The organism is Lentzea albidocapillata subsp. violacea (assembly GCF_900100275.1).
In the GTDB taxonomy this organism is placed as follows: domain Bacteria; phylum Actinomycetota; class Actinomycetes; order Mycobacteriales; family Pseudonocardiaceae; genus Lentzea; species Lentzea violacea.
Genome location: NZ_FNET01000037.1, coordinates 14,775 through 35,445, shown reverse-complemented (window position 1 = coordinate 35,445; position 20,671 = coordinate 14,775). Strand labels below are relative to the sequence as shown.

The following is a 20,671-nucleotide window of genomic DNA, read 5'->3' as shown; positions in this document are numbered from 1 at the left end:
CAGGAGAGGTCGGGATGATCTGGGCCCGCTCCGAAACCAGCAACTCCCGCACCGACACCCGCACGATCCGCTGGTCCGTGGCGTACTTGAGCACGACCTCGTTGCCGGCCATGGTGGCCAGCAACTCCACCACCTCGACAACCTCACCGTCGTAACAGACGCGCGTGCCGACGCCAACACGCACCGCCGCGCTGCTCATGCAGCAACCCTCCTCAGCACATGGGCGCCGCTGAGCGGGCGGGTCAAATCGACCTGGAAGTGCTGTTGCCACAACAGATGCAGGACCGCAGACCTCACCATCGCGGCCGGTTGATCCGGGAAAGACCGGCAGGCCGCCGCCAGTGTGGCACCGTCAAGATCCGCAGAGCGGAGCTCAGCAACAAGCTCATGATCGAACAGCCAGTCCCGGCGGTACCCGGCCAGGAACCGCACGTTCTCCAACTCAGCACGGGGCGGTTCGCTCCACACCTCGTACCGCCAGCCGCGTGACTCCACCACCCGCCGCGTCCAGGCGAAAGTGAACGCATTCTCCGGCTTGACCACCCGATGCCGCGGCTTGACGTCCACCACCAACGGCCCGGCGCTGGTGAACAGCAGATAGTCCGGAATGTGCCGGCGCAACACCCCACCAACCGCAGCGCGCAGCAGGAACGGCTGTGCCACAATATGATCTACGGACCTGTCGAAATCCGCGAACAGTAAACGCGCTAACTCCAGCCGAGATTCGTAGATCACCAGATCCCGCTCGGTGGACGACCAGAAGGCACCCGGGTAATGCTTCTGCCCCTTGTGCCAGCGGAAAGTCCGCCACGGCAGTGCGGAGATCAAAACGCCGACGTCCACCTCCGTCCACGGGCACACGAGCTCCGCCTCCGGCGCGAATCTCCGGACATGGATCGACACCGAGCAAGGCTCGGCTGCAACCATCATGGGCTCGTCCTCCCGCTGCTGGTCGGTGAGCGGCAGAGCGGCCAGGGATACACCACACGCGCCAGCGACGTCGCGAGACAGGGCGGCCAGTCGGCGACACCACCCAGACGGCCCAAAAGATCAAAACAACGATGACGGCCAGCGGCAAGTCTCATACCGATGGCACAAGTGTCATCCAGGTGCCAAGATCATTGAGAATGTGCCATCAGCGGTGAGACCCTACACTTCCATTGGGGGTTCATACGGGGGGTCATGACGGGGTTCATACGGGGGATCAGGTTAGAGGACCACCCTCTACGGCCTGCGGAGATGCTGGTCATCGATGCCGCAGGGGGATCCGCTGGTATCCCAGACTCGCTTGCCCGCAAGCCGGTAGACACATCGGCGCGGGCTGCGTGGTCGCTGCCTCGGTCGCTACTTCGTGATCAGCCCTCTACCTTGTCTCACCTTCACTGCTATCCACCTTCCTTATTCTTCTATTTCATTTATTTCCCCTTGATTTCGCTCCCTGTGTGTCGCCCGACTATTTCCGTCCGCGGCGGCCGGCGCGCGCCCGGCATCGCTGACCTGCGGAAATCGGCGCAAGGCGTTCGGAATTGTGACCGTACGGACGGTTTTCTATTGCGCCACAATGCGGGCGGTAATCATCACCCAAAAGGGTCCCGAAAAGGCGGCTAGCGCTATTGCGCGCGGCGCGTGGCAGAGTAATAATTGAATTACCGCCGGGGGAGCCGGAAACAAAGCCGAATTCCACACCCGGCGCGAGCCATGTCCAATGAACGGGAGCCGATCATGTGCGACACCGACACCGACATCGAAACCGAAATCGACGGCACGGTCACCGCGTTTTGCTACTGCGGGTGGGTCGAATACGGCCACAACACGGAAACCGCCAACGCCGCCGCCTACGCCCACCAGAACGCGCCCGACGTCATCGACGCCGACGCGTTCACCGCCGCCGCCGTCTGACGTTCCCGCCGCCCGCACTAGATCGAAAGGACCCACCCGCGATGACCACGCCAGCCACGCCGACGACCGCCCCGGCGGCATCCGGCACGACGACCACCGCCCCGGCGGGCGGGCGGTTGCCCAACGGCGAACTCCGCCGACAGGTGGCGCAAGTCCTGACCGATCAGGCGGGCACCGAACTGACCCCGCGCAACATCGCCGCCGCACTCGGCGGGAAATCGTCGGGCGCGATCGGCAACGCGTTGGCCGCGCTGACCGCCGGGGGCTACGCCGAACAGACCTCGACCAAACCGGTCCGCTACCGGTCGACACCGACCACCGCCGACGCCGCCGCCGCGCCCGTGGCGATCCCGTCCGGCGCACCCCGCCGCCCCCGACCACCGCGCCCGACGACACCCCCGACCGTCACCCCCGCCGCCCCGTCGGCTCCGGTCACCGGTCCGGTAACGCGCCCGAACGGGCAGCTTTACCACCCGCGCAAGCTGTCCGGGCTACCGGACGTGACCGCGCTACAAAAGTTGCGCGACGCCGGGGTCGCCGCCCTGATGTACGGACCACCCGGAACCGGGAAGACCTCGGTCGTCGAGGCCGCTTTCGGTGACCTGGTCACGGTTCAGGGCGACGGGGACACCACGGTCGCCGACATCGTCGGCGAGTACACCCAAACCCCGGACGGAAAATTCGTGTTCGTGCACGGTCCGCTGGTCCGCGCGATGCGCGAAGGCCGGACCCTGTTCATCGACGACGCCACCCTCATTCCGCCGACCGTGCTCGCCGTGGTCTACCCCGCGATGGACGGCCGCCGCCAGATCATGATCAAAGCCAACGGCGGCGAGGTCATCGACGCCGCCCCCGGCTTCTACGTGGTCGCCGGACACAACCCCGGCGTGCACGGCGCGGTCCTGTCGGACGCGTTGGCGTCACGGTTTTCCGTGCAGATCCAGGTGTCCACCGACTACGACCTCGCCACCCAACTCAAGATCGACACCCGCGCCGTGGCCGTGGCGCGCAACCTGTCCACCCGACAGGCGGGCGGTGAGATCCGGTGGGCACCGCAACTGCGCGAACTGCTGGCATTCCAGAAGATCGCCGATGTGTTGGGCACCGACGCTGCCGCCGGGAACCTGATCGGTACCGCCCCGGAAGAGGACCGCGACATCGTGGCCACCGTTGTCAAGACCGCCTTCGGTAAAACCGTTGCCCCGCTGGCACTCGGTGCCCGTATCTGACCAACCGCCACCCGCGCCCGAACCGTCCGGAAAGGACACACCCGCGATGACCGCGCACATGATCGCCGACCCCGCCGCTACCGGTTCGGCCGTGTTCCCCGCCGCCCCCGGATGGGACGCGCTCTCGGCCGCATTGACCGCCGAAGTCCCCGCGATCGCCGGACGGGATGACCTGCTGGTCACCATCGCGCCCGGTGCCGGACACGGTGCCCCGGCGTGTTTCCTGCCCGCCACCGCCATGATCGAAGTCGACGGTACGCACCTGCACCCGGTCGACCCCGCCACGGCCCGACCGCATCGGATGAGCGACCGGAAACGCTACGCCCCTACCTGGGGTGCGCTGACCCACGAATGCGCGCACAGCAAGCACACCGCATGGCTCGCCGCCGTGCCCGCCGACGCCGACCCCGGCGCGGTCGAGGCCGCCCTGCTGCTGGAAGAGCCCCGGATCGAACGGGCGCAGATCCGCCGCCGCCCCGACGACCGGCACTGGTTGCGCGCGTGCGTGAAGACCATCGTCACGGGCGGCATGAAACTCGACGACCCCGCCTTCGCCCCGAAAATGACCCCGCGCGACGCCGCCCACACCGCCGCCCTGTTCCTGGGACGCACCGACGGCGGCATCCTCACCCGCGCCGAAACCGCCCCCGTCGCGCGCGCCGTGCAAGACGTACTCGGCGCGGAGAAACTCGGGAAGCTGCGGGCGTTGTGGCGCAAGGCTTTCCGCACCGCCGACGACGACACCGCCGCCATGATCGAACTCGGCCGCCAGTGGTGCGAGATCATCGGACCCGACCCCGACACCGCCCCGCCGCACCTCGCCGACCCGTCCGCCACCCCGGACCCGTCCGGCACCCCGTCGCCGTCCCCGCTGGCCGACGCGATCAGCAAGGCACTGGGCAAGGTGACGCGCGCGGTAGCACGGGCGAAGCTGCCCGAGGACCCCGCCGAGATCGCCGCCCGCACCAAGGCCGCCGCCAGCGCCGCCACGAAAAAGGCCGATGACGCCGCCCGCACCGTGTTCACGGTCGGCGGTCCCCGTGACGGGCGCACCGACACGACCGGCACCCGCCCGCCGACCACGGGCGAACGCACCGCCGCGCGGGTACTCGGGCGCGCGCTGACCACCGCCGGGGTCCGTGACCGGGTGGCGACCAAGACGACCTCGCCGATTCCGCCCGGACGCCTGCGGATGCGCGGTGCGCTGGCACGCGAGGCGCAACTCGCCGCCGGGGCGATGCCGACCGCCGAACCGTTCACCCGCACCACCCGCACCACGGTCCCGACCCCGCCGCTACGGCTGGGCATCGCGTGCGACGTGTCCGGGTCCATGGGCAGCTTCGCGAAACCGGTCGCCTCGACCGCGTGGATTCTGGCCAACGCCGCCGCGCAGAGTCCGGTGCCCGCCGACACCGCCACCGTGATCTTCGGCCACCACGTCCGCCCGATCATCCACCCCGGCAAAGCCCCCGCCGCCGTGACCGACTTCGCCACCCGCGACAACTGGGAAGCCGTCGACACCGCGATCGACGCCCTCGACGGCGCGCTCGGGCTGTCCCGCCCCGGTGCCGCGCGGTTGCTGGTCATCGTGTCCGACGGCAAGTTCCGCGACGGACCCCGCCGCAACGGGCAACGACTTCTCGACCGGTTGCGCGCCACCGGATGCGCCGTGTTGTGGATCGCCCCGGACGTCACAGGGCGCACACCGCTGACCGGGACAACCGTGCACGTCATGACCGACCCCACCACCACCGCGCAGGCCATCGGCCGCGCCGCCACGGCCGCCCTGCGCGCCACCCACTGACCGCCAGCCCGGTCCGGGGCGGGCACACCGCCCCGGACCCACCCGGAGGTGTTCACCATGTACGACTGCCCCATCACGACCGTGGGTGAATTGCGCGAGGCGCTCGAACCCTACGACCCAACCGCCCCGCTACAGCTCGCCACACAACCCGGCTACCCGCTCGCACACGCCCTCACCTGCGTCGTGAGCACCCTGCAGGACACCGACGACGACGCCCCGCCCACCCACGCATACGTCGTGTGGCTCGGCGCGGGGGAACAGGTCGGTTACCTCCCGCAGGTCGCGGTCAGCGCGCTGGGGTGGTCGTCATGACCACCACCGCGCCCGCACTGACCGCCGGACTGGCCGAGCGTGCCGTGCACGCCGCGCGCGTCCACTGCGCCGCCGACCCGGACGGATTCCACCACCGCCACGACGACCCCGACCAGTGGAACCGGTGGGCACGCCGCGCCCGTGTCGCCCGCACCATCGCCGCCGCACTGCAGGTCGGTGTGGACGGCGTGCTCGTCGCCGACGACCCGCACCGCACCTACCGCACCCGCACCGGACCGGTTCCCGGTGACCTGATCACCGTCACCGACCCGCCCACCGGGCGGGCGTGGCGGTTCATCCCGGACTTCACCACCCCCGGCGACGGATGGCTGCTCCTCGACCGCTGCCCCGGCTGTGAGAACGAGGTCCCTGTTACCCGTGTCGCCACATTGGGCGACCTCGGCGAGTACCTCGACCCCGACGCAGACAGCCCGATCGCCGACGAGGCCCGCGACGAGGGGCTCCACCAGCCGGGCTGCACGTTCGGCATACCCACCGTGGACAGCTAACCGCCCGTGCAACCCGACCGCACACACCCAGGAGGACTTCGTGATGGCCCGCAACTCCCTCGGCACCGCCACGCCGACCGACTACGCCTTCCCGTCCGAGACGGTGCTGCTCGCCCCTGCACCGCTGTCCGCCGTGCCGTTGCGCCCGCCCGCCGGGGCGTGGGGGCTGGTAGTGGTGGCGGTACGGACCACCGCCGCCGCCACCACAACCCTGGGGCGGCTCACCGGGGACACGCCCGACCCCGCCCGCACCGACACGGCCGACCTGATGGCGGGGGTGTGGCTGCCCACGCGACCACCCGCGCACCTTCACACCGGGGATGTCGTGGTGCGCCTGCAGCCTCCCTGCAGCAGCTCCCCGTACAACCCCGACGACCCGACACGGGCCGACGCCGTGATCCTCGCCGCCGCTGGGGGCGAATGGTGCACGATCGACACCTCGGTGCGGTCAATGGGGGCGCGCTGGCCGCACGAGGCCGCCCCGGCGGTGTTGTGGCAGATGCGCTACCTCGCCGACGCCGCCTACAACGACGCCCAGTGGGCCACGCTGGCCGGGCCGATCGCCGCCGCCTTGCCCCCAGGACTCCTCCCTGCCGCACTCGCCGGCGGCGAGTCCGCGGGCTCTCCGGCACCTCGCGCGCCGGATGCCCTCGCCGAGCTGATCGACGCCGGGCTGGTCGAGGTAGGCGAGCAGCTGGTGTGGAACGGGCACACCGCCACCGTGCAGGAGGGCGGTGTCCTGCACGACGGTGGACCGCACGAGTTCGCCGTCTCCACCGTCACCGCGCTGGCCACCAGCCTCGCAGGCTACACGGTCAACGGCTGGCACCTCTGGCGGCGTGCCCGCGACAACCGCCCGCTGTCAGACCTGCGCACCGCACTCGCCACCCGCTGACAACCTCGGCAACCACTCACACGACGGGAGATCACGATGACCGCAATCACCGAACGCGACCAGGACGCCGGAGCCACCTCGACCCGCTACCACTACACCCGCGTCGTCGAAGTCGCCGGGCGCACCGTCCGCGCCCGCGTCGAGCGCGGCGTCTACCTCAACGACAGCGGTGCCGTCGCCGAGGTGCTGACCGACCAGGCGGAGTGGGGCAGCCTCGCCGCCGACGACCTCAACAACTGGTGGCACGACACCCCACCCCCAAACCCGGACGTTCACGCCGTCGGCGTGCTCGGTCCGCTGGCCGAGCGGCTGCTGCACCGAGCCGCCGAGATCCTCGCCGCACCGCCGCCCACTGTGACCTTGTCACCCCACCTCTACCGCGCGGTGAGCGCGCTGCTGGCCACCAACAGCGGCTACAACGCCGAATGCCGCATCGACCCGAACGACATCACATGGGCGACCAACCACGGCGGAGCGCTGCGCATCTTCGAGCACCCCGACGGCAGCGTCACCTTCACCAAAGCCCACCGCGACGAATGCCCTTTCGTAGCAAGCGAAGGCGGTCAGGGCTGCGACGACGAATGCTACTTCGACCTTCCGCACCGGGCATAGGAACCGCAACGTACAGCCAAAGGAGAGATCACCGATGACACCCTACGAAGTTCCCGAGACCGTGGTCCGTCGCTTCACCGAGAACGGCTGCGAGGTGACCGCGATCGTCGCCGATCCCGCCGACGCGCAGCAAGTCCTCTACGGCACCGTCACTCGCGACGGCGTCCTGATCGGCAGCTACTACTGCACCGACCGAGCACGCCAGTCAGGGTGGCGCGTCGTCACCGCGAACGGCGAGCACGTCGCATCCCACGGGCACACCGCCGAACTCGACCACGCAGGCGACGCCATCCACCTGCTCATCCTCACACCGTCTCCACGGTAGATCCACATAGGACAGAAAGAAGGAAGCGCAATGACTACCTCATTTCCACCGGTAACCGTCGACGAGAACTTCGGCGTGAACACGGGCTCCTCCTACTCCTACACACGGACCGTGCACCTCGGCCCGTACACCGTGCAGGTGCGTGTGCAACGAAGCCTCAGGCCCCATGATTCCTGGGCGGTAGCGGAGATCCTCAGCGCCGACCTGACCTGGACCGCTCTCGCCCATACTCACAGCGACAGCTGGTTCGAGCACACCACAGAGCCCTACGGCGTCAACGCCAAGGACGAGCTGAACGAGATCGCGGACGACCTGATCCGGCGTGTCATCGCGATCATTCCCCGCAGCACCACCGTGCCACAGCCGACCCTCGACGTGATCGGGGCGCTGCTGGCACACACCTATGGCAGCACCGGAGAACGCGTGATCACCGCCGACGACATGCGGTGGGCCAAGGAGCATGGCGGCCCGTTCCGCCTCCTGCAACGGCCAGACGGCAGTGTGCTGCTCACCAAGGCACACCGCTACGACTGCCCGCTGCTGGCGACCGCAGGCGCGCAAGTGTGTGACGGTCTCTGCCAGCCGGTCCAGTCCACCGCCGTCCCTGGGTGCTCCCCGGACGCGGGGAGCACCCGATGACGACACCCGGCATCGTGTTTCCGCAGCAGGACCACTGTCCCGACTGTGCGGTGTCGATCGACGAGGAGCACGTCGACGGATGCGACGTCGCCCGCTGCATCGTCACCGGCCTGCAGCAGCTCAGTTGCCTGCATGATCACGACTGCGGGATCGACGTGTGGACCGGCCGATGGCCCGGCGACGCTGACTGCGAGAGGCTCGGATTGATGATCGGCCCCGGCCTGCCTGACGTGTGCCGGCTCTATCTCGAAGCGACCTGGGATCCCGCCTCCCGTCAGTGGATCGTGCCTACGTAGCCCACTTGCACACCTTCAACCCGACCGACGGCCACGAGTCGCCGGTCGGTCTTCTCCGGCAGTACCGGACTTCACGTGTCCCTCGGCCCCTCGCCATGTCGTCCACGCAAGTCATCAGCTTCGTTGTCGCGCGGCTTCAATTCTCGGGGATTTGATCGCAACGCCGTGAAAGCCGCCCGCTCACGCGTTGTAGACCACGACACCCACTCGACTGAAAGGTTCAGCTCAACCAGCGGAAGTGCACGCTAGCTCCGTCGTGCCTGCACCACGTTGGCACCGCACTGCACGAGAGTGCAGGTGGCCGGCACACAGACCCGCACGGGCGTGTCCTTTGTCAGAGGAGCATCTGAGATGCCTGGACTTGCCGCTGTCCTCGTCGCCGCGGCCTTGGGGATCGCACTCGGCTCCGTGCCCTCGATGGCCGCCGAATCGGCCGTGCCGCTGCGCGAGGCGGTCGCCGCGCTTCCGGTCGCCGACGAGAGCCGTGACGGCTACCAGCGCGACAAGTTCCGACATTGGACGGACGCCGATCGCGATGGATGCAGCACCCGAGCGGAGGTGCTGATCGACGAGGCCGCGGTCGCACCCGAGGTGGGCCCGAAATGCGCCCTCGCCGGCGGACTCTGGTACTCGTCCTACGACGACGAGTACGTCTCCGACGCTCGCGGCGTCGACATCGACCACATGGTGCCGCTGGCCGAGGCATGGGACAGTGGTGCTTCCGCATGGACGGCGAACCGACGCGAGGCCTACGCCAACGACCTCGACTCGCCTCAAACGTTGATCGCGGTAACCGCGCGCTCGAACAGGTCCAAAGCGGACCAGGACCCGAGTACCTGGCTTCCGTCTTACGCCGCAGCACAATGCGGCTACATCACCGACTGGGTGAGCGTGAAGACCCGCTGGGGCTTGACCGTGGACAACAACGAAAAGGCCGTCCTCGTGGAGAAGGCCGCGCGCTGTCCCAACGTCCCGATCGCGGTCGGCATCGCCTGAACCGGGACCACCGAGACGGCGAAGGTGGCACGGCGTGACCAGGTGGCCCGCCGGAGCGACCCACGGTGACCAGGCGTGGCCTTGCCCCCTGTCTGTCCCCCCAACGCGGCGTGTGGGACGTCCAATTTTCACGGGGCCGGCGTTCCCCCTGCACCGCAGCTTCTCGCGGCAGTGAGCCACGACAGGATCTCCTCGACGTGCGCTCGCTCAAGCCCACGCCCTGGATGCGGCTGGACGATCAGGGTCGGGATGTCGTCGTCGCGCCGCTCCTCGGCCCACCCCGGCTCTTTACCGCCCAGCTGATCGTCGATCCAGGCGAGCGGCCGGTCGCCGACCCACCGCTGGATCGGGCCGATCTTGGACGACCAGCCGAAGGCAGGCCCGCGACGGGGGACCTCGATGACCGGGAACTCGGGCAACCCCAGCCGAGGCGCGATCCACGTGACAGCGACCCGCCCCCAACTCGTGCCCCAGACCAACTCGGCACCCCGATCACGCAGCTCCCGCAACCAGGCTCCGTGTTCCGGCTTGAGCCACACCGTGCCGCACGCAGATGAACCATCCGGCCCGAGCCCGTCGAACTCGTGCGCCTGGTAACCCAGCTCCCGCACGGCCGCCTGACCTCCCGGTAGCGCGTCCGGGTCGACAGCAAGCACCCCCTCGACATCGATGACTACAACAGGACAGCTCATACGAGACCGCCTTTCTTCCCTTGTGCTCCACGGCCAGACGCGGATCCGGTGACGCGGGTCGGGCCTGCATCGGCTTCTGTTCCGTTCGTCCAACCACGCCGTTCGCGTGAAAGCGCGGATGTGGCTGTGTCCCGACGGATCCCAAGGGACCATGGTCGGGACACGAGCCGGTCGGGCACGAACACTCGGGCTAGCTCGTTGGCGCGGGGGCAGGCGCCTGTTGCGTCGAGGCGAGGGCGAAACGCCTCGGTTTGTCGTTGGTCTTCATGGCAGTACCGGCGTCGGCCAGCTTGTCCAGCGCGTTGCTCACCGCACCCGACGACTTCCCGCCCAGCGCCTTCGCGATCGCGGTCGGCCCGAACTCCTCGCCAGGATGGTCACCCAGGAAGTCCTCGACCATCCCCCGCAACGCGCCGGACGGCAGCCGTGGCGTCTTCTCGCCCGCCGCGTCCGCACCGCCCCTGGTCGTTGCCTGGTCGTCGTGGGTCGCGGCGCAGCCAGCGGATGCGGGTTCCGTGTCGGCCACGACGGGTCCGGCCTGCACGGCGCCAGTCTCATCGTCGACCGTGTCCGGTGTGCCCTCAACCGGGGCGACCGTCGACTCCGTGTCGACCGGGTCGGTGTCGACAGGCTGCGTGTCGACCGGGTCGGTCGAGTTGTTCTCGGCAGCCGTGGTGTCGTCACCGTCATCGGTGACTGGCACGGCGGGTGCGTCGGGTTCGGTGTCCGCGATGCCCGTCAGGTCCTGGTCGGCCGCCGCAGGGGCCTCGGCCGGAGCGGGGTCGTTCTGGGTGGTGTCGACGTTGGCGATTGCCCACAGGTCGGCGGCGCGCCGACCACCCTGCGCGATCCCGGTGATGCGGGTGACGCTGGCGTCATCGGCCCATTTGGCGAGGATCTTCTGCGCGGTCGATTTCCCGATCTTCGCCGCCACGGCCAAGTCGGCGGCGGTGCTGTTCGGGCTGGTGTGCAACGCTTCCCACAGCTTGTCTTCGGCGTCCGTGCGATCCGTCGCGGCGGTGGCCTGGTCGGGAACCGACCGCAGCGTCCGGGCGGATCCGATTGGCTGGGTGGCAGGGTTGGCTGTGCGGGTGCGGGTCTTGCTGGACATGACAGTCCCTCGATTCGCGTGGCTGATCGGTGGTGGTCATGCCCCGGCCGGAGCGGGTGTGGCCCACGGTGCGCTACCGGTGTGTTCGGGCTACACGAACTATGAACGCTTCCTTCGCCCCATGAAGTCAAGCGGTCCAACAAAACAAGACGACCGTCTCGTGTGGACAGTTACGCGCGACCACCCGACATGCCTGTCACTTGGTGCGACAACTGTCACCGAACGGGTTTGGCTGTCGCTGTTTGTCGATGGCCGCGGCGCTCGTGTCGACGACGTGCGGCCGAGAATGATGCCGCCGGGCTGCACATAAGCGTGCGGGGCCGCCCCTGGGGAGCCGGTTGCAGCTATCAACAGTTGTTGCCACGACGCCAGATGACGTTCTCCCGGCGACGGATAAGCCGGCGACGGACTCGCCCACCGCCCTTGCCGTTGTGGGCGCGGCCGTATCCACGCTTGAACCCGTAAGCCCGGCAGTAGCCATCATCAAAATGATCACCATCCGCCTTGTACACGCCACGGTTACGACGACAGGCGCTCATACCCGGCATTGCACTTCCCCTTCTCCGGCGAGCCACCCGGCCAACAGGCTTCCCAATTTGCGAAAGCATCGACCGGCCGGATCGGGCCAAGGTTCTCCGACTTGAGATCGACCACACCCAGACCAGCTTTCCGTTGCAACGCCTCGCCTGCAGAGGCTCGCGAAGTTCAGGTGGCTGGGCTCGTGCTTGCCGCCATTGATGCTTCCGTCGGCCGGCGACGTCAAGTCAGTCGATCCACGAGGGCGCGGATCAAATGTGGATAGCGCGGTGCCCAGCGCCAAGCAGGACCCGCACGCGGCGTCCGCCACCGCTGGCACCGTCACGCAAGAACTGAACTCACAACAACAGCAACAACTTCGTGGTGACAAGTGTCGCTTGTGGTCACGTTCGCGTTGACGTCCCGGTTGGCGCTGTTGGGTAACCCAATCCGGTCCTTTGCGTCACGCCGCTTGACAGGCACCGATGTATCGAGCGTGGATGGGCATGTACGCGACAGCGCATCGGACCGTGCATTCACCATTCCCTTACAAGGCAAGGGGATTGTGGATGCGCCTGGCATGAAGGAAGCCGCTATGAGCACCGACACCGCTACCACGAACCGTGGACGGCTGACCGGCGACCACCACGCCGACACCGCCGACCTGACCCTCGAGGAAATCGCCGCCCGGCTGACCGAGGATCTGCGCAGCGTGCAGGGCGACGGCATGCTGCCCGCCGAGGCCGCGTTCCGGGTCACCGCCGATGACACCGGGGACGAGCCGGTGCTGCGGGTCACCCTCACCTGCGACACCGACATCAGCGACGCCATCTCGGGAATCGCCGCGCACCTCGTCGCACAGGTGTTCCAGCTCGCAAGCCACTACAACGAGGTCGACCTCGACCAGCCCGGCGATCCCCGGTTCCTGCAGCACATTCACGTGAAGTGCGGGGACAGCGCGGAGGCCACCCTCGTCGGCGCGATGGTGCAGACCGCGTGACGGGTCATTGACCCGGCCCGGTCCGGCCACCGTCGGACCGGGCCGCTTCCCAAGCGGATCGAACCAGCACGGCGATGTACACGACCCTGCCTGCCGACTCATCCGGCGACATCACATCCGGACCACACCAGGAGGCGTGACATGACATCCACCTTCCACAACGAGATCACGCTCGGCGATATCAACTACAGACTCGCCACAACCGTGGACTCCGAAGAGTCTCTGGTGCTCGACCTGCTCGGAACGACAGAGTCAGGCGAGGTCGTGGCCGATGGCCGTCTTCGCCTGCCAGTCGAAGGCGGCGGCACGGTCGGCAAGCTCCTCACCCGCGTCCTCAGCGCGCACGCACGCCTGCGAAGCCGACCGAACCGTCACGCGAACGCCAACCGTCCCTGGACCCAATCCCTCGACGACGAACTGCGGGAGGCCTGGCTGCAGCCGGGCGGCGGAAGCGCGCTGGACCGCATCGACAGTCTCGCCAAGCATATGGAACGGTCCAAGACCGCCATCAGGGCTCGCCTTCCGAGGGTGGGCTGCGACCCGGACGTGGTAGGCCGCGAACTGTCGGATACAGCCGCCGCCGTGCTGGGCGTAGAACCACCGGCCGTGAAGGGAAACACCTGATTCGCCAGCGTTCGCGCCGACTCCAATCACCACCTGTGGACCACGCGCGCTACGCGCCCTGACCGGTCACCGATCGACCCGGCCCCACGTCGGACCGGTTCTATCCCTTGGCGGCAAATGAAACCACTTCACGTCGTCCGGGTGATTCGGGCACCGACACCACCCTCGCGTTGAGAGATCGGCACCACCCGTACGTCCGCAACACAGTCCACAACCGGAACGGAAGCGAAGGGGCACAGTCACAATGTCCACATCTCATGACGCCATCACATCCATCCCGACGCGACAAGATCTGTCCGATGTGGCCGCCTTGCGGAAGCAGGAAGGACTCGGCGAGGACGCGGTGATCCTCATCGCGCCGTTTCACGTCGACCCGCCGATGCGGATGCCCGACGACATGTGCGCGCTGCTCGTCGTCGCGGTCGACGTCACCATCGACGCGGAGCCGCAGTTGTTCGCCGGAGACTGGCTGCCCGAGATGCGTCCCGCCGACAAGGCCGATGGCGACCTCGTCCTCCAGCTCACCCAACACCACCGCGACGAGGCAGCGGTTGACGTCGAGATGCTGCTGGCCTGTCACGGGCGCTGGACACGTGCGGGCATCTGGAACGGCCTGAGTGTCGAGTGGCCCCAGGTGATCGCCTCGACGGTGCACACCGTGATGGGGCTGCACACCGATTCCGTGGAGGCAGCTGTCCCGGGAGACACGGTATGTGCGTAGCGCCCGGCTGGCGAGGCTGGGGCCACCTACCGCGACGACGCGGCGACTTCTCCTTGTGCGCAATGACGAGCACGCATCGGATCTCCTGTTCGCCGACACAGCCACGGTCGCCACCGTGACCACCCGGCCGCGCCGCGCTCACCATGCCGTGACGCGGCCGTTTCTGACATCAACCAACTCCCAGCCACCTGACACGAGGAAGAATTCCGATGACGAACAACCCGACCAGCACGTCAGAGTCGGCTGCACAGCGGTGGCGTCCGCTACTGGCCCATGTCGTGATCGCCGCGATAGTCATGGCCGCCACCATCGTGGCGGTCCGCGAGCTCTTCATACCGCACACCATTACCGAGGCCTCTTCTCCGGAAATAGTGCTCGCCCTGCTGATCGGCTGGCAGTTCGTGTGGTTCACGCTGTTCACTGGCCTGCGGTTGGTCTCTCGGCGTCCGCTTCCGGTCGGCACAGCGATCGCACGGGCTGTACTCACCGTGATAGGCGCGGTCTTTCCTGCAGTAGTGCTGTTTCTCCTGCTCCCCTGGGGGTGGACTGTCGTGGTCGGGACCTTGGTCGTCACGGCCGCCATCGCTGTCCGGCAGATCATCCGCTGGCCCAAGCGCACTCCAGCGGCTGACCCGGACCGTGGCCAGGACGCCGCCGACGTCTCGTAGCCCCAGCCGCCTTCGATCGGACACCCTGCCTGACCAGACGATGTCGCCACGGGCAGCCCAGACAACAGGATCAACATGACCAAGACATGGGTCAGGTTGTGCAGCGCCCGCTCGCCGATTCCCGGCAGGACACCAGGACTTGTCTGGGCGATGTGGCAGCCGGGGTACTCGGCGGCGCCATGGCCGCATGACGAGCTGACACCCGGCTTTGCCTACTACGTCTGCGAAACGCAGCCGAACGGCGAACGCGCCGCAACCTACCGGGCCACGGCAACGCACGTGCTGCCGCCCACGCGGGTGGCGACACCGGAGGGGGCGTACGGCCTCATGGCGGAGCACGTCTTCGACGACAGTCTCCGCATGGGGCCGGACGAGTGGAAGGCCCATCCGTACAACGTGCTCAAGGCGGAGTTCCTGTGGCCGCAGCGGGTCGTGGCGTGGCGGGCCACCCTCGTCGCGGTCGGACCGCATGTACTCGCGGGACTGGGACGCTTCCCGCGCACCGGGTGGTTGACAACGGACACGATCACCTTGTGACACCTCGTCCTCCAGCGGTCGGATCCCTGATTCGCCTGGCAGCGCTGACACATTCCGGTCGACTCATGCCCTAGTCGCTCCAACGGCATTGACACCTCGTGACCTACGAAGCGTCCATACAGGTCGGTCGACCGGAAATCACTGGAAGCAAAGGGGTTGACGTATGCGGAACGGGATCGGCGCCGCACTGGCTACTCAGTGGACGCTGGGGAATCACGGCGGATGCGAACCGGATCGGCAGCTCGGACGCATCGACGACGCCGCACGCCGCGAGGGATCGTCATGATCGAGATATCGGCGAAGGAGGTGCCTGAGATCCGTGCCCGGATGGCCGACTGGGCGCGCGATCCTGGCCTTGATGGCGCGGGCAACTGGTTTCGTTTCTTCCTCGGCCCGCACCCGCCTGGGGCCAGCGATTCGTATGTCTTCGACCGTGTCGATGATGTCGCGGCGACGATCGCGGGCACGCTGGCAGTTCAGCTCCCGGCGTCGGAATTGTTCTACGTCTCCTCCATCATGACCGAACTCGCCCGCCATGCGGCGAGCAGCCTGCCCGACTACCGCCTGCACCCCGAGGATCTGCCTTCGCCGGTCGGGTTCATGGTCTACGCGCAACCGCCGGTGCCGGGCACCGCATCGGGACCCCACGACGACGTGTGCATCGTGTCGTGGGGTCCCGGGCGTGGCGGCGTGTGGGTCCACACGTGGGCGCCCACGTCGATGTCGCCGGCCCAGCGCGGCGTCGTGCAGATCGGCCGCAATCTCGCGAAAGCCGATCACCACGACGCGTTGCAGCGAGCAAGGGCAGCGGCCGCCCGCAACCTGCCACCGCCGTCACCGGACAACAAGCCAGCGACAAGCGAGGAGGCCGCCGATCTGTGGGGGGCGCACCTGCTCACCACGTGGCTGCCGAATCTGGAACGCGCGCCGATCCCGCCCTCGTTCTGCCCGCCGCACGGCTACGAGTGGTGCGCGCTCACCCCGATGGAGTTCACGGAGATGGAAGGCTGGCCGGACGGTGTGTCCGACAGCCAGTCCTCGGTCGCCGCCGAGTCCAAGATCGCCTTGCAGCGCACCATCCTCGCCACCTGGCTGCTGATGGGACAGACCCTGGTCCACTCCGAACGCGTGCACGCCCCGCGCGCCGCCCGGCGCCGGATCGAGACCCTGGACCCGGCGATAGGGACTGCGGTGCGCTACATCGATCTCCGGCGCAGCCGCACCGAATCTTCCGGTCACAGCACGGACGATCGGGAGAAGAGCGGACGGGAGTATCACCACAGCTGGATCGTGCGCGGACACTGGCGTAACCAGTACTACCCCAGCAGAAACGAGAATCGTCCTATCTGGATCGACTGGCATCGGGCCGGGCCGGACGACAAGCCACTCATCGGTGGCGAACGGGTCAACGTCCTGCGCCGCTGAGAAGCCGTTATCGCGGCAGGAACTCCGGCCCCCGCGTGGCGGTGCGACAACGTCCGACGACTTTCTCTCATGGTCGTGTTCGGCGGCGTCCGCTGTCCACGACCTGATCGCGTGCTCTGGCACTCAATGTCGCCCTGCCGGTAAGACGGCGGCGTGGCCCGGTTCAGCCTCGTGATCCGCCGGACGCGGGACGGGTGGCGGCGAGAGGGCGTCCGATCTTGTCGATGCGCACGGTGGTGCCGGGCTCGGGTGCGTTGACCATGTGGGTGGGCGAGATGGCGATGCCCACGTGCGTGATGTTCGCGGTGCTGGTGCCGTAGTACACGAGGTCTCCCGGCTGCAGCGGTGATCCGGCTGGCACGAGTGGGCCCATGTTGTATTGGTCTTGTGCGACTCGCTCGAGCTTGATTCCCGCTGCGGCATAGGCTGCTTTGGTCAGGCCAGAGCAGTCCCAGCCGCCCTCGGCAGGGCCGTCGCCGCCCCACACGTACGGCTCGCCGAGCTCCCCACAAGCGAACCTCACCGCCACGACCGCGGCGGGCGCGACCGCGAGATCACCGGCTGATTGCGAGGCGGCGCACGCGCCGGCCGCGTCGGACGCGGCCTGGGTGTAGAGGGCGGCTTGGTCGAGGACTTTGCGGACGTACCAGTCGGCGCGGTTGTAGGTGAAGATCGCCCGGTAGAGGTCGGTGGCGTCGCGGGCACCGGAGTCGCACAGGTAGTAGGCGGCGGCGTGGATGGCGTCGTGCGGGTCGTAGCGTGACGGCGGGGTCCGGCCACCGGGCGGGATGATGTGCTGGGAGGTCACCGAGGCGAAGGTGGGGGCCAGGAACTGCATCACTCCTGCCGCACCGGCAACGTTCTCACCGGAGTGCACGCCCGGCAGGGTGGAACGGCCGTGATCGGTCTCGACCTTCCCGATAGCGGCAAGGATCGACCAGTCCAGCCCCGGACACACCCCGGCCGCCGCGCGGTACAGCGTGAGATAGTCGGCGGGGATATCGGCCAGCGCGGTCGCGCTGGGCCGGCCACCGCCGCCGAGAAGCGCCGAGATCGCGCCTGACACCCCACCGACGATCAGCATCGAGATCACCAGGATCGCCGCGATCACAGCGGCACCGACCTTCACGATCATGGGGTGTTCACCGCCTTCCGGTACTCGGTCCGCGTGAAATGGGCTTCGGTGGCATCGGCGCGGGCGCGGGAGCCGTCAGCGGCAGCGGCAGGTCCGCCCCCGGCGCCGTATCGCTGCCCTCGCCGGTGCTGGGCGGTGAGACGTGCGGCCAGACGTCGAGTAGCCGGCACAGCTCTCGCCGTGCGCTCGCGCCGCCCCCAGCGGTGTCGAGGGGAAGCCAGACCTCGTCGGCGGGACTCGGGTGTGTGGCCTCGGGGTCGAGCAGTTCGGCCGCGGCGGTGGCGACCGGGACCGAGCGCGGATCGTCGAGTTCGCGCCAGGCCCGTACCAACAGCCGGCGGGCGGTGGCCTCGCGGCGTGAGGTCGGCAGCCAGACCAGCAGCGGGGTGGTGATGCCGGTGGCTGCGGCGAGGGCGGCGTAGCCGGCCAGTTTCCCGGCGAGCTTGGCCAGGACCTCGGTGCCGAAGTCGTACTCGAGGAAGAACTCGATGTCCCTGCCGCCGGAGCTCCAGCGGCCGTAGGCATCGGGTTTGACCAGGTCCCCGAAGTGCCGTGCGCACCGGGCCTCCGACCACCACGCGCCCAGCGCGGTCTGCTCGGCAGGATCGGTGTGGCGGGCGCGGTCGACCAGGGCGGTGAACCACTCGGCGACGCCGACGGTGTGCGCGAGCCGTAGCGAGTGGGCGATACCGAAGGCGCGGTCGTGTCGGTAGCCGAGTTCCTTGACGTCCAGGCCGTCCTCGGCGGCCAGCACCGCGGCCCCGGCGGGCGCGAGGATGTAGTGCATCGGCGCGGTGCCGGAGGTGATGAACGGCTGGAACCGGTCGACCACGCCCCACTGGAACAGCTCCCGCAGCCGCATCCGGCCAGACCGGAAAGACGGGAACGCCAGCGCGGTGATCTGGTGTGCCGTGAGCACGCGGTGTTCGTGCAGCATCCGGATGATCCACCGGTCCCGCGGCGTCAACCGGCCCGCCAGCACCGCCTGGTGATCGGCGTTGTTCGCCGCACGCGGAGTTGGGCGAATTGCCTTGTGACCTCGAAGGGTGCGCTGCTTGGTGGGATTGGTGATCATGTCACAAACCTCCGGGAAGTAAATAGGCGGAATTGCATCTGATGCAACATTGGGCAAATTGCTGAGATCGTCGTCCTTGCTGGTCAGGCAGATGTGCGAGTTGTAGCCGAGATGGGTGAATCCACTGTGGACATGCGGTCTTAGCGCGAGCGCATCAATGTTGTGTTTGATACAACAGGGCGATGGGTTCGGAGGCACCTGGTTCAGCGCGACTTGTGTTGGCAGACAACGTCATCCACCTCGACCCGGCTCCGGCTGTTTTCGAGGCGATGTTGGAGGGCTGGCGGCGGCAGCAGTCGGCGCGTTTCCTGAAGACCTCGCTGACGATCGCGCCGAGGCTCCGGTTGATTCGCCGGCTGTGGGACTTCACCGGCTTGTATCCCTGGCAGTGGACGCCGGCGGATGGTGAGGCGTTCATCGACGACATGCGGGGCGGGGAGTCGCCCATCGTGGCGTCCACCGCGCGGACGTACGAAGTGGCGATCAGCCTGTTCCTCGAGTACTTGCTGGATTCCCGCTACGGCTGGGTGCAGGTGTGCGAGGAGCGGTTCGGTGACACGCCTCAGCAGGTGTTCCATGAGGGCAACTCCGTCCTGCACAAGCTGAACTACGAGGGAGATCCGCGTCGGCGGCCGTTGACCTACGACGAGGTGCAGGCGTTGTTCGACGCCGCGGACGCCCGGCCCGGCACCATCAGCGGCCGGGGCCGCAAGGGCGCGTTGTGCGCGGCGCGAGACGCTGCCGTGCTCAAGACCGTCTACGCGTTCGGTTTGCGCCGCCGGGAAACATCCCGCGTCGACCTGGCCGACTTGCGGCGCAACCGCAAGGCTCCGCAGTTCGGCGACTTCGGCACCGTCATGGTCCGGTACGGCAAGGCACCCAAAGGTTCCCCGCCGAAGCGGCGGACAGTGCTGCTGGTGCCGGAGATGGACTGGGTGGTCGACACGCTGGCCGACTGGGTGAGCCAGATGCGCCCGCGGTTCGCGCCGGGCAGCCATCCGGCGTTGTGGGTGACCGAGCGGGTCGGCCGGCTGTCGCCGCGGTCGATCAACGAGGCGTTCGTCGCGGCTCGCGATGATGCCGGGCTCGATCCGAGTCTGGACTTGCACTGCCTGCGGCATTCCTACATCACGCACCTGACGGAGTTCGGCTATCCGGCTCGGTTCGTGCAGGAGCAAGTCGGCCACGCTTTCGGGTCGACTACGGCGATCTACATGGGTGTGTCCAATGAGTACCGGAACAAGCTGCTGGAGGCGGCGTTGAAGGGCCGGCTCGGCGAGGATTGGGAGTGACGGCGTGATCAAGAAGATGGGATACCAGTGGCGGTTGCGGCACTTGATGGCCGACCGCGACATGTTCCAGACCTCGGATCTGGTGCCGTTGCTTGCCGAGCGGGGTGTTGTGCTGTCTCGCGAGCAGGTGTTTCGGTTGGTGACCCAGCCGCCGCAGCGGTTGAGCATGGACACCCTGGTGGCGTTGTGCGACATCCTGGGCTGCGCACCGAACGACCTGATCAAGCCGGAGGTGGTCAACCAGCAGCTCCGCAAGGCAGCCGACGGTGTTGCTGGATCGACCGCCGATCCGGCGCCGACGCCTCGTCGTTCGATCCTGCGTCGGCCCGACCAGCGTCGCCCTGAAAAGAAGTGACCAC

The 20,671-nt window shown here is 68.0% G+C and carries 25 protein-coding genes; 20 read left to right on the top strand and 5 right to left on the bottom strand.

Annotated features, from left to right (window positions below; all coding sequences use genetic code 11):
• The first annotated feature begins 14 nt into the window (after positions 1-14).
• Positions 15-155, top strand: coding sequence for a hypothetical protein (locus BLR21_RS43415; protein ID WP_218131021.1), 141 nt, complete (start codon positions 15-17; stop codon positions 153-155).
• A 40-nt stretch (positions 156-195) separates the two neighbouring features.
• Here the strand turns inward: BLR21_RS43415 and BLR21_RS39970 are convergent, their stop codons facing one another.
• A complete protein-coding gene (locus BLR21_RS39970; RefSeq protein WP_218131020.1) occupies positions 196-930 on the bottom strand; it encodes a TnsA-like heteromeric transposase endonuclease subunit in 735 nt (244 codons plus the stop codon).
• A gap of 792 nt (positions 931-1,722) precedes the next feature.
• Here BLR21_RS39970 and BLR21_RS43030 point away from each other — a divergent pair.
• The 11 genes from BLR21_RS43030 to BLR21_RS39920 all read left to right on the top strand — a co-directional run bounded on the left by BLR21_RS43030 (position 1,723) and on the right by BLR21_RS39920 (position 9,516).
• Positions 1,723-1,899, top strand: a complete 177-nt coding sequence (locus BLR21_RS43030; protein ID WP_176930024.1) for a hypothetical protein — start codon at positions 1,723-1,725, stop codon at positions 1,897-1,899.
• A gap of 41 nt (positions 1,900-1,940) precedes the next feature.
• Positions 1,941-3,128: an AAA family ATPase gene (locus tag BLR21_RS39965; protein WP_090015200.1), complete on the top strand. Its 1,188-nt coding sequence runs from the start codon at positions 1,941-1,943 to the stop codon at positions 3,126-3,128.
• Between the two features lie 46 nt (positions 3,129-3,174).
• Entirely contained in the window at positions 3,175-4,932 is a 1,758-nt protein-coding gene (locus BLR21_RS39960) for a vWA domain-containing protein (RefSeq protein WP_090015198.1), read from the top strand.
• 57 nt (positions 4,933-4,989) lie between these two features.
• Positions 4,990-5,244 carry a hypothetical protein gene (locus tag BLR21_RS39955; protein WP_090015195.1) on the top strand — a complete coding sequence of 85 codons (255 nt, stop codon included), beginning with the start codon at positions 4,990-4,992 and terminating at the stop codon, positions 5,242-5,244.
• On the top strand, positions 5,241-5,753 hold the full coding sequence (locus tag BLR21_RS39950) for a hypothetical protein (RefSeq protein WP_090015208.1): 513 nt from the start codon (positions 5,241-5,243) through the stop codon (positions 5,751-5,753). Before BLR21_RS39955 ends, BLR21_RS39950 begins: the two co-directional genes overlap by 4 nt.
• 43 nt (positions 5,754-5,796) lie before the next feature.
• A complete protein-coding gene (locus BLR21_RS39945) occupies positions 5,797-6,648 on the top strand; it encodes a restriction system modified-DNA reader domain-containing protein (protein WP_090015193.1) in 852 nt (283 codons plus the stop codon).
• 36 nt (positions 6,649-6,684) lie between these two features.
• Positions 6,685-7,260 (top strand): hypothetical protein, encoded by a 576-nt coding sequence (locus BLR21_RS39940; protein WP_090015191.1) that lies wholly within the window; start codon positions 6,685-6,687, stop codon positions 7,258-7,260.
• Positions 7,261-7,294: 34 nt separating this feature from the next.
• A complete protein-coding gene (locus BLR21_RS39935; protein WP_256335237.1) occupies positions 7,295-7,585 on the top strand; it encodes a hypothetical protein in 291 nt (96 codons plus the stop codon).
• Positions 7,586-7,615: 30 nt separating this feature from the next.
• Entirely contained in the window at positions 7,616-8,224 is a 609-nt protein-coding gene (locus BLR21_RS39930; RefSeq protein ID WP_143028117.1) for a hypothetical protein, read from the top strand.
• The gene (locus BLR21_RS39925) at positions 8,221-8,520 is read left to right on the top strand and encodes a hypothetical protein (protein WP_090015187.1); all 300 of its coding nucleotides are present in this window, start codon (positions 8,221-8,223) and stop codon (positions 8,518-8,520) included. Before BLR21_RS39930 ends, BLR21_RS39925 begins: the two co-directional genes overlap by 4 nt.
• Before the next feature lie 351 nt (positions 8,521-8,871).
• A complete protein-coding gene (locus BLR21_RS39920; protein ID WP_090015185.1) occupies positions 8,872-9,516 on the top strand; it encodes an HNH endonuclease family protein in 645 nt (214 codons plus the stop codon).
• A 128-nt stretch (positions 9,517-9,644) separates the two neighbouring features.
• Here the strand turns inward: BLR21_RS39920 and BLR21_RS39915 are convergent, their stop codons facing one another.
• Both BLR21_RS39915 and BLR21_RS39910 read right to left on the bottom strand, forming a co-directional pair.
• Positions 9,645-10,208: an HAD domain-containing protein gene (locus tag BLR21_RS39915; RefSeq protein WP_090015183.1), complete on the bottom strand. Its 564-nt coding sequence runs from the start codon at positions 10,206-10,208 to the stop codon at positions 9,645-9,647.
• Positions 10,209-10,398: 190 nt separating this feature from the next.
• Positions 10,399-11,319 (bottom strand): MarR family transcriptional regulator, encoded by a 921-nt coding sequence (locus tag BLR21_RS39910; protein ID WP_090015181.1) that lies wholly within the window; start codon positions 11,317-11,319, stop codon positions 10,399-10,401.
• A gap of 1,111 nt (positions 11,320-12,430) precedes the next feature.
• On the opposite strand from BLR21_RS39910, the gene BLR21_RS39905 reads away from it, so the two are divergent.
• From BLR21_RS39905 to BLR21_RS39880, 6 genes are all read left to right on the top strand, one after another.
• Entirely contained in the window at positions 12,431-12,835 is a 405-nt protein-coding gene (locus tag BLR21_RS39905; protein ID WP_090015179.1) for a hypothetical protein, read from the top strand.
• 141 nt (positions 12,836-12,976) lie between these two features.
• Positions 12,977-13,459, top strand: a complete 483-nt coding sequence (locus tag BLR21_RS39900) for a hypothetical protein (RefSeq protein ID WP_090015177.1) — start codon at positions 12,977-12,979, stop codon at positions 13,457-13,459.
• Between the two features lie 310 nt (positions 13,460-13,769).
• Positions 13,770-14,180, top strand: coding sequence for a hypothetical protein (locus tag BLR21_RS39895; protein ID WP_143028116.1), 411 nt, complete (start codon positions 13,770-13,772; stop codon positions 14,178-14,180).
• 209 nt (positions 14,181-14,389) lie between these two features.
• Entirely contained in the window at positions 14,390-14,848 is a 459-nt protein-coding gene (locus BLR21_RS39890; protein WP_090015173.1) for a hypothetical protein, read from the top strand.
• A 75-nt stretch (positions 14,849-14,923) separates the two neighbouring features.
• Positions 14,924-15,385, top strand: a complete 462-nt coding sequence (locus BLR21_RS39885) for a hypothetical protein (protein ID WP_143028115.1) — start codon at positions 14,924-14,926, stop codon at positions 15,383-15,385.
• Between the two features lie 282 nt (positions 15,386-15,667).
• Positions 15,668-16,810 carry a hypothetical protein gene (locus BLR21_RS39880; RefSeq protein WP_256335236.1) on the top strand — a complete coding sequence of 381 codons (1,143 nt, stop codon included), beginning with the start codon at positions 15,668-15,670 and terminating at the stop codon, positions 16,808-16,810.
• A gap of 163 nt (positions 16,811-16,973) precedes the next feature.
• Here BLR21_RS39880 and BLR21_RS39875 read toward each other — a convergent pair whose 3' ends face one another.
• Positions 16,974-17,945 (bottom strand): C40 family peptidase, encoded by a 972-nt coding sequence (locus BLR21_RS39875; protein WP_090015168.1) that lies wholly within the window; start codon positions 17,943-17,945, stop codon positions 16,974-16,976.
• 7 nt (positions 17,946-17,952) lie between these two features.
• Complete coding sequence (locus tag BLR21_RS39870; RefSeq protein WP_090015166.1) at positions 17,953-19,020, bottom strand: replication-relaxation family protein; 1,068 nt, start codon at positions 19,018-19,020, stop codon at positions 17,953-17,955.
• Between the two features lie 218 nt (positions 19,021-19,238).
• Here BLR21_RS39870 and BLR21_RS39865 point away from each other — a divergent pair, with 218 nt between their 5' ends.
• Together BLR21_RS39865 and BLR21_RS39860 are read left to right on the top strand one after the other, a co-directional pair.
• Positions 19,239-20,312 carry a tyrosine-type recombinase/integrase gene (locus BLR21_RS39865; RefSeq protein WP_199543071.1) on the top strand — a complete coding sequence of 358 codons (1,074 nt, stop codon included), beginning with the start codon at positions 19,239-19,241 and terminating at the stop codon, positions 20,310-20,312.
• A 4-nt stretch (positions 20,313-20,316) separates the two neighbouring features.
• The gene (locus BLR21_RS39860) at positions 20,317-20,667 is read left to right on the top strand and encodes a helix-turn-helix domain-containing protein (RefSeq protein ID WP_090015163.1); all 351 of its coding nucleotides are present in this window, start codon (positions 20,317-20,319) and stop codon (positions 20,665-20,667) included.
• The last annotated feature ends 4 nt before the right edge of the window (positions 20,668-20,671 follow it).